The organism is Devosia sp. (assembly GCF_034675085.1).
GTDB lineage: Bacteria > Pseudomonadota > Alphaproteobacteria > Rhizobiales > Devosiaceae > Devosia.
The window spans coordinates 1-13,811 of record NZ_JAUCDN010000058.1 but is presented as its reverse complement, the minus strand read 5'-3'; the positions used below and the strand labels follow the sequence as shown (position 1 = coordinate 13,811).

General features: G+C 65.3%; 13 protein-coding genes. 7 read left to right on the top strand and 6 right to left on the bottom strand.

Features of this window, described 5'->3' with window-relative positions; all coding sequences use genetic code 11:
- Positions 1-239 precede the first annotated feature (239 nt).
- Both VDP82_RS05815 and VDP82_RS05810 read left to right on the top strand, forming a co-directional pair.
- A complete protein-coding gene (locus VDP82_RS05815) occupies positions 240-1,496 on the top strand; it encodes a glycerate kinase type-2 family protein (protein ID WP_416347082.1) in 1,257 nt (418 codons plus the stop codon).
- A gap of 87 nt (positions 1,497-1,583) precedes the next feature.
- Positions 1,584-2,522, top strand: coding sequence for a Gfo/Idh/MocA family oxidoreductase (locus VDP82_RS05810; RefSeq protein ID WP_323013902.1), 939 nt, complete (start codon positions 1,584-1,586; stop codon positions 2,520-2,522).
- Positions 2,523-2,711: 189 nt separating this feature from the next.
- Here VDP82_RS05810 and VDP82_RS05805 read toward each other — a convergent pair whose 3' ends face one another.
- Both VDP82_RS05805 and VDP82_RS05800 read right to left on the bottom strand, forming a co-directional pair.
- Entirely contained in the window at positions 2,712-3,650 is a 939-nt protein-coding gene (locus VDP82_RS05805) for an aldo/keto reductase (protein ID WP_323013901.1), read from the bottom strand.
- 26 nt (positions 3,651-3,676) lie between these two features.
- Positions 3,677-4,180, bottom strand: a complete 504-nt coding sequence (locus VDP82_RS05800; protein ID WP_323013900.1) for a hypothetical protein — start codon at positions 4,178-4,180, stop codon at positions 3,677-3,679.
- Between the two features lie 217 nt (positions 4,181-4,397).
- On the opposite strand from VDP82_RS05800, the gene VDP82_RS05795 reads away from it, so the two are divergent.
- The 5 genes from VDP82_RS05795 (at position 4,398) to VDP82_RS05775 (ending at position 9,747) form a co-directional block, all read left to right on the top strand.
- Positions 4,398-5,993 (top strand): ABC transporter substrate-binding protein, encoded by a 1,596-nt coding sequence (locus tag VDP82_RS05795; RefSeq protein ID WP_323013899.1) that lies wholly within the window; start codon positions 4,398-4,400, stop codon positions 5,991-5,993.
- Positions 5,994-6,162: 169 nt separating this feature from the next.
- Positions 6,163-7,170 (top strand): ABC transporter permease subunit, encoded by a 1,008-nt coding sequence (locus VDP82_RS05790; protein WP_323013898.1) that lies wholly within the window; start codon positions 6,163-6,165, stop codon positions 7,168-7,170.
- A gap of 1 nt (position 7,171) precedes the next feature.
- Positions 7,172-8,071 (top strand): ABC transporter permease subunit, encoded by a 900-nt coding sequence (locus VDP82_RS05785; protein ID WP_323013897.1) that lies wholly within the window; start codon positions 7,172-7,174, stop codon positions 8,069-8,071.
- A 3-nt stretch (positions 8,072-8,074) separates the two neighbouring features.
- A complete protein-coding gene (locus tag VDP82_RS05780) occupies positions 8,075-8,920 on the top strand; it encodes an ABC transporter ATP-binding protein (protein WP_323013896.1) in 846 nt (281 codons plus the stop codon).
- Positions 8,920-9,747, top strand: a complete 828-nt coding sequence (locus tag VDP82_RS05775) for a dipeptide ABC transporter ATP-binding protein (RefSeq protein ID WP_323013895.1) — start codon at positions 8,920-8,922, stop codon at positions 9,745-9,747. Before VDP82_RS05780 ends, VDP82_RS05775 begins: the two co-directional genes overlap by 1 nt.
- A 142-nt stretch (positions 9,748-9,889) precedes the next feature.
- Here VDP82_RS05775 and VDP82_RS05770 read toward each other — a convergent pair whose 3' ends face one another.
- The 4 genes from VDP82_RS05770 to VDP82_RS05755 form a co-directional block, all read right to left on the bottom strand.
- Positions 9,890-10,924 carry a Gfo/Idh/MocA family oxidoreductase gene (locus tag VDP82_RS05770; protein ID WP_323013894.1) on the bottom strand — a complete coding sequence of 345 codons (1,035 nt, stop codon included), beginning with the start codon at positions 10,922-10,924 and terminating at the stop codon, positions 9,890-9,892.
- A gap of 81 nt (positions 10,925-11,005) precedes the next feature.
- Complete coding sequence (locus VDP82_RS05765; protein ID WP_323013893.1) at positions 11,006-11,770, bottom strand: DeoR/GlpR family DNA-binding transcription regulator; 765 nt, start codon at positions 11,768-11,770, stop codon at positions 11,006-11,008.
- A gap of 54 nt (positions 11,771-11,824) precedes the next feature.
- On the bottom strand, positions 11,825-12,229 hold the full coding sequence (gene mce, locus VDP82_RS05760; protein WP_323013892.1) for a methylmalonyl-CoA epimerase: 405 nt from the start codon (positions 12,227-12,229) through the stop codon (positions 11,825-11,827).
- Positions 12,226-13,811: methylmalonyl-CoA mutase family protein (locus tag VDP82_RS05755; RefSeq protein WP_323013891.1), on the bottom strand; the 1,586-nt coding region annotated here is incomplete at its 5' end. The genes mce and VDP82_RS05755, both read right to left, overlap by 4 nt.

Genomic DNA, 13,811 nt, shown 5'->3' with positions numbered 1-13,811 from the left:
CCGCCCAGCAATTCGCCGGTGCTGGCGTCGCGCCCGAACCATGTGGCGGCGCGCTCCCACAGATTGCTGGTGGCGGACGGCGCGTAATAGATGGCGAATCGTTCTGTCATCGGATCTCCCTGACCAGCCGCTATTGCCATCATGTGTCGGGCATTTGACAACTGTCCACCCGCCGCGTTGCTGGCTACGCTCGCCGGCGGCGAATCGCAAGCAGACTAAGCCCAGGCAGAGTTAACATCATGAACCGTCCCCTGCTCGAACAGATGTTCCACCATGCGGTGGCCGAGGCGCAGCCGGCGCGCGGCATCGCCCGGCACCTGCCCGAAAAACCCAAGGGACGCACCCTGGTCATCGGCGCCGGCAAGGCCTCGGCGCAGATGGCGCGGGCCTTCGAGGCGGCCTGGGAGGGGCCGCTCACCGGGCTGGTGGTGACCCGCTATGGCTATGGCCAGGCCTGCGAGCGCATCGAGATCGTCGAAGCCTCCCATCCCGTGCCCGACGAGGCCGGGCTGCGGGCGGCGCGGCGCCTGGGCGAGTTCGTTGCCGGCCTGACGCCGGACGACCTGGTGGTGGCGCTGATCTCAGGGGGCGGCTCGGCACTGCTGCCCGCCCCGGCGCCCGGCCTGACCCTGGCCGACGAGCAGGCGATCAACCGGGCATTGCTGGCCTCGGGCGCGCCGATCTCGGTGATGAACCTCATCCGCAACCAGTTCTCAACCCTCAAGGGCGGACGGCTGGCGGCGCTGTGCGCCCCGGCGCGGGTGGCGACCCTGGTGGTCTCGGACGTGCCGGGAGACGATCCGTCGCTGGTGGCCTCGGGCCCCACCATCCCGCTGGCCGGCTCGCGGGAACTGGCGCGCAAATATGCCAATCTCTACCGGCTCGAGCTGCCGCAGGCGGCGCGGGAGCTTCTCGCCGGCGAGGACAATCCCGCCCCGGCGCCCGACGACCCAATTTTTATCCGCAATTCCGTCTCCACCATCGCCTCGGCCGCGCTGTCGCTGGACGCGGCGGCCCGGCTGGCGGGCGAGCGGGGAATCGAAGCCGCGATCCTTTCCGATTCCATCGAGGGGGAATCGCGCGACGTGGCGCAGGTGCTGGCGGCCATGGCGCGCGAAATCGCCCTGCGCAACCGGCCGTTCAAAAAGCCCGTGGTGCTGCTCTCGGGCGGGGAAACCACGGTGACGCTGCGCGGCAGCGGCGGGCGCGGCGGGCGCAATGCCGAATTCCTGCTCGCCTTCGCCATCGCCATCGACGGGATGGAGGGCATTTCGGCGCTGGCCGCCGATACCGACGGCATAGACGGCTCGGAGGCCAATGCCGGCGCCTATGCCGATGGCAGCACGGCAACGCGGCTGCGCAAGGCCGGCATCGACCCGCTCGCGGCGCTGGCCGGCAACGATGCCTGGGGCGCCTTCCACGCCATCGGCGACCTGGTGACCACCGGGCCCACCGGCACCAATGTCAATGATTTCCGCTCCATCCTCGTCGCCTGAGGGCGGTGCACAATAAATCATACGAATGGGCTTGGCAGGGCGATCCGGCTCTGTTTTATACGCGGCACCCTTGGTGAGGAGGCTTTCATGGCCAGGCACAAAATCGCGGTAATCGGCGTGGGCAAGATCGCGCAGGACCAGCATCTGCCGGTAATCGACGCATCGGATGCGTTCGAATTGGCCGCGACGGTCTCGACGCGCGGGCTGAGCCATAACGGCCTGCCCGCCTTCAGGACCCCGGCCGAGCTTTATGCCGCGCTGCCCGACGTGAAGCTGGTGTCCATCTGCACCCCGCCCGGCATCCGCCACCAATATGTGCGCGAGGCACTGGCGGCGGGCAAGGACGTGATGATGGAAAAGCCCCCCACCACCACGATTTCGGAGCTGGACGACCTCATCGCCGAGGCCAGGAAACGCGGCCGCGTCCTCTACCAGACCTGGCATTCCCAGTTCAACGAAGCGGTCGACCGCACCAGGGCGATCCTGGCCGAGGAAGGCGTCAGCACGCTGCGCATCGACTGGCGCGAAAGCGTGCGCAAATGGCATCCGGGCCAGGACTGGGTGTGGGAGCCGGGCGGGTTCGGCGTCTGCGATCCCGGCATCAACGCGCTCTCGATCTTCAGCAAGATCATGCCCTTCCCGGTCTTCGTGCAAAGCGCAAGGCTCACTTTCCCGGCCAACCGGCAGACCCCGGTGGATGTCGAGATCACCTTCAAATCCGACCAGAAGCACGCGCCTCAACTTTCCGCCGGCTTCAACTGGCTGGAGGAAAGCGGGGAGATCTGGACCTTCTCCATCCTCACCCGCGCCGGCAACACGCTGCTGCTCGAAGGGGGAGGGCGGCGGCTTTCGGTCAATGGTGAACTCGTGGTGGAACATGGCGACCACGAATATGGGGCCATGTATGCCCATTTCGCCAGGCTGCTCGATGGGAAAAAGAGCGATGTCGACGCCGCCCCGCTGCGGCTGATGAGCGACGTCTTCCTGCTCGGCGCCCGCGAGAACGGGCCGGAGTTCGAGTGGTGAGGATACTCCCATCCCCGGCCCGTCCCTCGCCCCTTGCGGGAGAGGGACAGACCTGACGCGTTTAGCGGCAGGTCAGGGTGAGGGGTGTCTCCGCAGACTCAGTGCGAGTGGCGAAATCGCAGCCCCCTCATCCGCCCTTCGGGCACCTTCTCCCGCAAGGGGAGAAGGGGGGCCGGTGGGTGGGATAGATCAGGCCCCCGCCTTGGTCAGCCTGGCGATCGCGTCGTCGTCGAGCTTGAGGCGAACGCCCTTGACCAGGCTCTGCACCTGGTCGAGCGAGGTGGCCGAGGCAATGGGGGCGGTGACGCCGGGCTGGGCGACCAGCCAGGCCAGCGACACTTCGGCCGGGGTGGCGTCGTGGGCGGCGGCGACCGCGTCCAAAGCGGCCAGGATCTTCATGCCCTTGTCGTCCATGTAACGCTCGATGCCGCCGCCACGGGCGGATTTGCCCAGATCGGCCTTGGAGCGATATTTGCCGCTCAGAAAGCCCGAGGCGAGGCTGTAATAGACAATGGCGCCCATCTCGTTGTCCGCGATGGTGGGCAGCAGCGCCTCGAATTCGGCGCGGTCGTAGAGATTGTAGCGCGGCTGGAGCACTTCATAGCGCGGCAGCGACTTGACCACCGAAACCTTGTGGGCCTCCTCCACCATCGCGGCAGTATAGTTCGAGGCGCCGATCGCCCTTACCTTGCCCGACCGCACCAGCGGGTCATAGGCCTCCAGCGTTTCCTCATGGCTGGTTTCGGCGTCCGGCCAATGGCTGAAATACAGGTCGACATAATCGGTCTGAAGCCGCTTGAGCGAGGCCTCGATGCCATTGCGGATGGCCTCGGCGCCAAGCCCGCCCGGCTGCTTGCCGGAATTGACCTTGGTGAAGATATGCATGCCGGCGCGGTTGCCGCGCGCCTTGAGCCAGTTTCCGATGATGGTTTCGCTCAGGCCCGGGGGATTGCCCGGCACCCAGTTGGGATAGCCTTCGGCGGTGTCGATGGCGGTGAAGCCGGCTTCGGCATAGGCGTCCAGGATTTTGAAGGCCTGGGCCTCGTCCACGGTCCAGCCGAAGACATTGCCCCCCAGAACCAGGGGCTCGATGACGATTTCGCTGCGGCCAAGAGGGCGCCGATCCATGATAATCTCCATTAGAAATGCATTGGTTAAACGCCGTTGCCGGCCTGCGGTTCGCTCTGGGCGGGCCGCCTTGGCGCACAATAGGCCAGAGCCTGGGTGATGGTGCGCAGCGAGCCATCGAGCGGGATATGATTGACGGGCATGGGCGGCCCGCTTTCGGGTTCGAGATAGGCCACCGCGCCGTGGGCGAGATTTTCAAGCAGCCAGTCTATCCCGGTGACGATGCGGGCGCCATAGGGTTCCCCCGCCACCGCCTCCACGCGGCGCGTCTGCTTGTCGATGGTGACGGCCCAATCGCCCGCATCGCTCCCGGCGCGGCTGGTCATGATATGGACCCCGATGGAAAAATCATCCTCGCAGCGCACCGCCACGCAGGCGTGGCTTTCGGGCGTGGAGCCGAGTGCGCAGCCCAGGGCGGCCCGGTCGCCCTCGCCGGGCAGGGGGGAATAATGCCAGCCCGCCTCCTGCGCTCCGGCGGGGCCGGCCAGCAGGACGATCGCGGCGATAAGGCTGGTGACGGACGATTTCATGGCGGCCTCCCTGCCTGTCCATGCCATTTTTCCAGCAACGGGGCGAACCGGAAGTGTAAAAACCGTCCAATCCTGTGGAATGATGCCGCAGCCGTCACAAGATTGACCAAATGGTCAGAAACTCCCATTGCACCTTTTCCAAAACTGCGCTTTGGTGTGGCCCAAGCTCCCGGAGAACCCAGCCGGGGGCGCAAGAATATTTCGGGAGACACCAAATATGAAACTGATGAAGACCCTGTTGGCGGCGACCGCCCTGCTGGCTCTTGCTGCCGGCGCGGCGCAGGCCAAGCAGCTCATCTATTGCTCGGAAGCCTCGCCTTCGCATTTCGATCCCGGCCCGCTGACCGGTGGCAACGACTTCGATGCCTCCGCCCACACCATCTTCGAACGTCTGGTTGAATTCGCCCCCGGCAGCACCGAGGTGATCCCCGGCCTGGCCGAGAGCTGGGAAATCTCCGATGACGGCCTGGTCTACACCTTCCACCTGCGCCCCGGCGTCAAGTGGCACACCCAGCCCTATTTCACCCCGACGCGCGACCTGAACGCCGACGACGTGATCTTCTCCTTCGAGCGCCAGTGGAAGTCCGACAATCCCTGGTACGAATATCTCGAAGGCATGACCTGGGACTATTTCCAGGGCATGGACATGCCCAAATACATCGCCGCGCTGGAAAAGGTCGATGACCTCACCGTCAAGCTGACCCTGACCGAGCCCAACGCGCCGATGCTGGCCAACCTGGCCATGCAGTTCGCCTCGATCGTGTCCAAGGAATATGCCGACCAGCTCGACGCTGCCGGCGACAAGGCCGCCTTCTCGACCCAGCCGGTCGGCACCGGCCCGTTCCAGTTCGTCGACTACCAGCTCGACACCGTCATCCGCTACCAGGCCTTCGCCGACTACTGGAACGGCAAGCAGCCGATCGACGACCTGATCTTCGCCATCACCACCGACGCCTCGGTGCGCGCCCAGCGCCTGATCGCCGGCGAATGCGATATCATGCCCTATCCGGCCCCGGCCGACCTGGAAGCCCTCCAGGGCGACGAGGATCTGGTGGTTCTGGAGCAGGAAGGCCTGAATATCGGCTACATCTCCTACAACACCACCGAAGCGCCCTTCGACAATGCCGAAGTGCGCAAGGCGCTGACCATGGCCATCGACAAGTCGGCCATCATCGACGCCGTCTACCAGGGTGCCGGCCAGGACGCCAAGAACCTGATCCCGCCCACCATGTGGTCCTATGACGACGCCATCCCGGCCGATGTCTACGATCCGGTCAAGGCCAAGGAAATGCTCGACGCCGCCGGCGTCAGCGGGCTGACCACCGATCTGTGGGCCATCCCGGTCTCGCGCCCCTACAATCCCAATGGCCAGCGCGTTGCCGAGCTGATCCAGGCCGACTGGGCCAAGGTCGGCGTCACCGCCAACATCGTCACCTATGAGTGGACCGAATATCGCGAGCGCGGCAAGCAGGCCGACCGCAAGGGTCCGTTCATGATCGGCTGGACCGGCGACAATGGCGACCCGGACAACTTCTTTGCCACGCTCTTCTCGTGCTCGGCCATCGGCGTGAGCAACTATTCGAGCTGGTGCAATGACGAGTTCGAGGCTGCCATCCAGGAAGCCAAGCGCGTTTCCGATCCGGCGGAGCGCACCGCGCTCTACACCAAGGCCCAGGAAATCTTCAAGGCCGAGGAACCCGCGATCACCCTGGCTCATAGCCGCGTGTTCATGCCGATGAAGAAGACCGTGCTGAACTATGCCATGAGCCCGCTGGGCACCCACAGCTTCGTGGGCGTGGATATCCAGGAATAGGCTTTCGCCCATTCCGCACCGCTTCGGAGCCTCGATCCGCCAAGGAACGGGGCTCCCCCTTTTTTAAAGACAGGCCGGGGCCGGCCGGACGGCACGAAGCCCCGCCACAACAGGAAACGGATCGGCGCGCCAGAGTCAGGCCGCCCGCTCCAGGGGCAAAGACCCGCTCATGCTGACCTATATCCTTCGCAAGCTGGCGCTGGTGGTGCCGACAATTATCGGCATTTCCATCTGCGCCTTCGCCTTTGTCCGCGTTCTGCCGGGCGACCCTATCCTGGCCATGGCCGGTCAGCATGGCGTGACGCCGGAACGCTACGAAATCCTCAAGGAGCAGTTCGGCTACAATCTGCCGATCTGGCAGCAATACTTCAATTATCTGGGCAGCGTGCTGCAGGGCGATTTCGGCATTTCGCTCGCCACCAAGCGCCCGGTGATCAATGAATTCATGACCCTGTTCCCGGCTACGGTGGAACTGGCGCTGTGTGCCATGTTCCTGGCCGTGGCCATCGGCATTCCCGCCGGCATCTTCGCCGCCGTCAAGCGCGGAAGCTGGTTCGACCAGATGACCATGGGCGTGGCGCTGACCGGCTACTCCATGCCCATCTTCTGGTGGGGCCTTCTGCTCATCATCTTCTTTTCCGGCTATCTGGGCTGGACACCGGTGTCCGGGCGCATCGCGCTATCCTTCTTCTTGAAGCCCATCACCGGCTTCATGCTGATCGACACCCTGCTCTACGGCAACTGGCCGGCCTTCGTCTCGGCGCTGCGCCACCTGATCCTGCCGGCGGTGGTGCTGGGCACCATTCCCCTGGCCGTCATCGCCCGCCAGACGCGTTCGGCCATGCTGGAAGTCTTGGGCGAGGACTATGTGCGCACCGCCCGCGCCAAGGGCATGTCGCCGCGCCGCGTCATCAATGTGCATGCGCTGCGCAATGCGCTGATCCCGGTGGTGACCACCATCGGCCTGCAGGTGGGGCTGCTCATGGGCGGCGCCATCCTCACCGAAACCATCTTCACCTGGCCGGGCATCGGCAAGTGGATGATCGATTCCATTTCCAAGCGCGATTATGTCGTGGTGCAATCGGGCCTCTTGATCATCGCCCTGATCGTCATGGCGGTGAACCTGGCTGTCGACCTGCTCTACGCCCTCATCAATCCGCGAATCCGGGTGCGCTAGAATGGCTCTTGCTTCCGAACCCGCCACCGCCGCCCGCCCCGTCTCGGGCCTGCGCGAATTCTGGCACTATTTCTCCGTCAATCGCGGCGCCGTGCTCGGCCTCGTCGTTTTCGGCCTGTTGCTGGTGGTGGCGATCTTCGCGCCGCTGGTCGCCCCGCATCTGCCCGACGAGCAATATCGCGACGCGCTGCTCAAGCCCCCCATCTGGGACCCCAAGGGCGATCCGCGCTTCCTCCTGGGCACCGACCCGGTGGGTCGCGACATGCTTTCGCGCCTCATCCACGGCGCCCGCTTCTCGCTGTTCATCGGTTTCTTCGTCGTTTCCGGCGCGCTGGTGGTCGGGGTGGTTCTGGGCGTGCTGGCCGGCTATTTCCGCGGCTGGGTCGATGTCGTCATCATGCGCGTCATGGACATCATCCTCGCCTTCCCCCCGCTGCTGCTGGCGCTGGTGCTGGTGGCCATTCTCGGCCCCGGCCTGTTCAACGCCATGATCGCCATCGCGCTGGTGCTGCAACCCCATTTCGCCCGCCTGGTACGGGCGGCGGTGATGGCAGAAAAGAACCGCGAATATGTGACCGCCGCCAAGCTTTCGGGCGCCGGGCATTTCCGCCTCATGCTGGTGACGATCCTGCCCAATTGCCTGGGGCCGCTGATCGTGCAGGCGACGCTGAGCTTTTCCAACGCCATCCTCGAAGCGGCGGCGCTGGGCTTTCTGGGCATGGGCGCCCAGCCCCCGACGCCGGAATGGGGCACCATGCTGGCCACGGCGCGCGAATTCATCATCAAGGCGCCCTGGGTGGTCACCTTCCCCGGCCTGGCCATCCTCATCACAGTTCTCGCCATCAACCTGATCGGCGACGGGCTGCGCGACGCGCTCGACCCCAAGCTGAAGCGGAGCTGAGCCATGCCCCTTCTCGATATCAAGAACCTCACCGTCGCCTTCGACACCTCGGCGGGCCTGTTCAAGGCCGTGGACGGCATCGACATCTCCGTCGAGCCGCGCGAGGTGCTGGCCATTGTCGGGGAATCGGGCTCGGGCAAGTCGGTGGCCATGCTGGCCGCCATGGGCCTGTTGCCGGCCTCGGCCACCGTCACCGCCGACCGCATGGAGTTCGAGGGCAGGGACCTGCTGGCCATGAGCCCGCGCGAAAAGCGCGAGATCATCGGGCGCGATATCGCCATGATCTTCCAGGAACCTGTGGCGAGCCTCAATCCCTGCTTCACCGTCGGCTTCCAGATCGGGGAGGTGCTGCAAAAGCATCTCGGGCTCAAGGGCCGGGCGGCGCAGGCCCGCGCCATGGAGTTGCTCGAGCTGGTGGGTATCCGCGACGCCGCCGACAAGCTGGGTGCCTTCCCCCATCAGATGAGCGGCGGGCAATGCCAGCGCGTCATGATCGCCATGGCCATTTCCTGCAATCCCAAGCTGCTGATCGCCGACGAGCCGACCACGGCGCTGGACGTGACCATGCAGAAGCAGATCCTGGACCTGCTGGTGCAGCTCCAGGCCGAGACCGGCATGGGGCTGATCATGATCACCCACGACATGGGCGTGGTGGCCGAAACCGCCGACCGCGTGATCGTGCAATATAAGGGACACAAGATGGAAGAGGCCGACGTGCTCTCGCTCTTCGAAAATCCCCGCTCCAACTATACGCGGGCGCTGCTGTCCGCACTGCCGGAAAATGCCGTGGGCGACCGGCTTCCCACCGTATCCGACATGCTGTTCGAAGCCGCTCCGGGGACGCATTGATGAGCACGCCCGTTCTCGAAGTACGCCACCTGCGGCGCGACTACGTCTCTTCCGGGGGCTTCCTGCGCCCGGCCAAGACCGTTTCGGCGGTCAAGGACGTGTCCTTTACGCTGGAAAAGGGCAAGACCCTGGCGGTGGTGGGCGAAAGCGGCTGCGGCAAGTCCACCCTGGCGCGCATGATCACGCTGATCGATCCGCCCACCTCGGGCGAAATCCTGATCGACGGCGCGCCGGTGGACGCCAATCACGTCACCCCCGAAATGCGCCGCAAGGTGCAGATCGTCTTCCAGAACCCCTATGGCTCGCTCAATCCGCGCCAGAAGATCGGCGACGTACTGGCCGAGCCGCTGCTGCTCAACACCGACATGAAGCCGGCGGAGCGGCGCGAAAAGGCCATGGCCATGCTGGTCAAGGTCGGGCTGGGGCCGGAGCATTTCAACCGCTATCCGCACATGTTCTCGGGCGGGCAGCGCCAGCGCATCGCCATCGCCCGCGCGCTGATGCTCAATCCCAGCTTCCTGGTGCTGGACGAACCGGTCTCGGCGCTCGATCTTTCGGTGCAGGCCCAGATCCTCAACCTGCTCAAGGATTTGCAGGACGAGTTCGGGCTGACCTATGTGTTCATCAGCCACGATCTGAGCGTGGTGCGCTACATCGCCGACGAGGTGATGGTGATGTATTTCGGCGATGTGGTGGAGCATGGCTCGCGCGAGCGCGTCTTCGCCGATCCGCAGCACGACTATACCAAGACCCTGTTCGCCGCGACGCCCAATGCCGACGTCGCCAGCATCAAGGCTAGGCTGGCCAAGAAAGCGGCGGCGGTTTAGGGCCTCCCACCCACCTCGACCACCCTGTCGCCCCGGGCGCGACCCGGGGCCGATCCTGATATTGTGTCGGTTGCAGCATCTCAGGATGGATCCCGGCCTGCGCGAGGACGACATCGAGGAAGGGGAGGGCATGGCTAAATGGCTAAAGCACCACCCGTTTACCCTCGCGCGAGGATTGCATCAGCGCTTCGATGAGGGCGTGCACCTTGAGGGCAGAATGGCCGGTGGAGAGGGGCTGGCGGTTCGCGCGCACGGCAGCGATGAAATCCTCAATCTGGGCCTGATGCCAGTCGAAGGGGAAGGCCATGGGGTCGGCGCCGCCGCCGCCCTGGCTGGTTTCGCCCTCGGTGATGACCTGGCCATCATGGGTGTGGATGGTCAGGTTGCCGGCCGCGAGGCTGGCGCTGGCGCGGGCGAAATTGAGAGTGAGGGTTTCGGGCCCGCCGGGAAAGCTGGCGGTGGTGGCCATCAGCGCGCCGACCGCGCCATTGGCAAATTCCAGCCCGCCGGCGACGAAATCCTCGGTCTCCATCTGGTGGAGGCGTGTGGTGCGCGCCATGGCGGTCACGGCGGCAATACCGCCGCACAGGCTCAGCATCAGATCGAGTGAATGGATGGCCTGGGTGATGAGCACCCCGCCGCCATCCTGGGCCAGCGTGCCCCGTCCGGGCTGGTCGTAATAGCCCTGCTGCGGCCGCCACCAGGGCACCACCAGATGCACCGCCTCCAGCGCGCCGAAGCGGTTTTCGGCAATGGCGGCGGCGAGATAGCGCGAGGCGCGGCGGAAGCGATGCTGGAAGATGATGCCGAGCGTGACCCCGGCATCCTCGCAACTGGCGACGATCCGTTGTGCGGCCGCCAGGCTGCGCTCCACCGGCTTTTCCATCAGCACATGCTTGCCGGCCGCCGCCGCCCTGGCGACGATCTCCTCGCGCGCATTGGGCGTGGTCAGCACCAATACGGCATCGAGCCGGGGATCGGCCAGCAGCGCGTCGTAATCCTCGGCCTCGGCAAAGCCATAGGTCGCGCAGAACTCGGCGCGCTTGGCCGCGTCGCGCCGATAGACGCCGATCACGTTGACCTTGTCTTCCAGCGCCTGCAAAGCCAGGGCATGGGGCTTGGCCCCCATGCCCGCACCCACCACGCCAATGCCAAAGCGTCCCCGTTCATCGGCCATGTCATGCCTCCTCTTCCATACAAGCCTCATGCCCGATTGTGGTGGGTTTGAGAAGGGCGGGGTTCGATTTAACACCGCGCCCTATTGCGTTTCGATCAGCTTGACGCCGGCCTCGGCGCAGAGCCGGCGGAAGGGCCCGGAGGGGCAGTGGTCGGTGACGAAGGAGCCGATCTGGCCGATGCGGGCGATGCGCACCGGGGCGGAGCGGGCGAACTTGCCCTGGTCGGCGACGAGGATGACATGGCGGGCATTGGCGATGATGGCCTGGGCCACCTTGACCTCGCGATAGTCGTAATCGAAAAGCGCGCCCTCCTCGTCCAGCGCCGAGGCGCCGATAATGGCGTAGTCGACCTTGAACTGGGAGAAAAAGCCGGCCGCCGCCTCCCCCACAATGCCGCCATCGGAGGGACGCACCACCCCGCCGGCGATGACCACTTCGAAGCGCGGATAGACGCGCATGCGATTGGCGACATTGATATTATTGGTGACGACCAGGAGCCCGGCATGGTCGAGCAGCGCCTGGCTCACCGCCTCGGTGGTGGTGCCGATATTGATGAAGAGCGAGGCGTGGTCGGGGATGAGCGCGGCGGCGGCGCGGCCGATCCCCTCTTTGGCCTCGGCGGCGATGCGCCGGCGCGCCTCATATTCGAGATTTTCCACCCCCGAGGGCAGCACCGCCCCGCCATGGATGCGCGCCAGCAGGCGCTGCTCGCACAGGGCGTTGAGATCCTTGCGGATGGTCTGCACCGAAACGGCGAAATGGGTGGCGAGCCGGTCGACATCGACCCGGGCCTGCTGGCGGGCCAGATCGAGGATGGCCTGCTGCCTGGGACTGAGATGGGGCATGCGCCTCGCTTTCGTTTGAACCAGATTTAGGCCAGAACGAAAGCGAGGGAAAGCTCACTCCTGCTCAAGCTCGATCAGCGTGCCGTCGAAATCCTTGGGATGCAGGAAGAGGACAGGCTTGCCATGGGCGCCGATGCGCGGCCGGCCATCGCCCAGAATGCGGGCGCCCCCGGCGGTGAGCCTTGCGGCGGCGGCGGCGAGATCGGCGACCTCGTAGCAGATATGGTGCATGCCGCCATTGGGGGATTTGGCCAGGAACGCGGCGATGGGGGAATCGGCGCCCAGGGGTTCGAGCAGTTCCACCTTGGTGTTGCCGGTATCGACAAAGGCGACGGAAACCCCGTGCTCGGGCAGCACCTGCACGGCGCTGACCCTGCCGCCGAGAAGATCGCGGTAGCGCGCCATGGCGGCGGCCAGGTCGGGCACGGCGATGGCGATATGGTTGAGGCGGCCGATCATCGGTTGCTCAGCCTCCCCTCGATCTCGTTGAGCACGGAAAAGGCGGCGTCGAGCACATTGGTGCCGGGGCCGAAAATCGCGGCGACGCCCGCCTCGTATAAGAATGCGTAGTCGGGCTCGGGAATGACCCCGCCCACCACCACGGTGACATCGCCCAGCCCGCGCGCCTTGAGGGCTTGGATCAACTCGGGCACCAGCGTCTTGTGGCCGGCGGCCAGCGAGGAAACACCAACGGCGTCGACCTTGAGCGCATCGGCATGGCCCGCCACTTCCGGCGCGGTTTCGAACAGGTCGCCCATATGGGTGACAAAGCCCAGATCGGCAAAGGCCGAAGCGATGATCTTGGCGCCGCGGTCATGCCCGTCCTGGCCCATCTTGGCGATGAAAATGGAGGGCGCCCGCCCGCGCGCCGCCTTGAAGGCATCGATGCGGGCAATGACGGATTTAAGCTGCGGATCGTCGCCATAGCCCCCGGCATAGACGCCAGAAATGACCTTGGTGGTGGCGCGGTGGCGGCCGAAAACATCTTCCATGGCCTGGGAAATCTCGCCCAGGCTGGCCCGCGCCCGCGCCGCCTCGATGGCCGCTTCGAGCAGATTGCCCTCGTCCTTGGCGGCGTATTCGCGCAAGGCGGAGAGCATGGACTGGCATCTGGCCTCGTCGCGGCTGGCCCGGATGCGCTGGAGCTGGGCGATCTGTTCGGCGCGCACCTTGTCATTGTCGATCTCGCGCACCTCGATGGCCTCTTCGGCATCGAGCCGATAGCGATTGACCCCGACAATGACATCCTCGCCGCGATCGACCCGCGCCTGCCTGAGGGCGGCGGCTTCCTCGATGGCCATTTTCGGCCCGCCCGCCTGCACGGCGGCGGTCATACCGCCCTGGGCCTCGGCCTCGGCGATCAATTCGCGCGCCTTGGCGACCAGTTCGGCGGTCAGCGCCTCGATATAATAGGAGCCGCCCAGGGGATCGACCACATCGGTGATGCGGCTTTCGTGCTGGAGGATAAGCTGGGTGTTGCGCGCGAGGCGGCTGGAAAACTCGGTGGGGAGCGCAATGGCTTCGTCGAAGCTGTTGGTATGCAGGCTCTGCGTGCCGCCCAAAGTGGCGGCCAGCGCCTCGATGGTGGTGCGGATGACATTGTTATGCGGGTCCTGCTCGGTGAGCGATACGCCCGAGGTCTGGCAATGGGTGCGCAGCATCTTGGAGCGTGCATCCTTCGCGCCCAGCCCGGTCATGATCTCGCTCCAGAGTTGGCGGGCGGCGCGAAGCTTGGCGATTTCGAGGAAGAAATTCATGCCGATGCCGAAAAAGAAGCTCAGCCGTCCGGCGAAACCGTCGATATCGAGGCCTCGGGCCTGCGCCGCGCGCACATAGTCCATGCCATCGGCCAGCGTATAGGCAAGCTCCTGCACCGCCGTCGCCCCGGCCTCATGCATGTGATAGCCGGAAATGGAGATGGAGTTGAATTTGGGCATGTGGCGCGCGGTGTGGGCGATGATGTCGCCAATGATGCGCATGGAGGGCTCGGGCGGGTAGATATAGGTGTTGCGGACCATGAACTCCTTGAGGATGTCGTTCT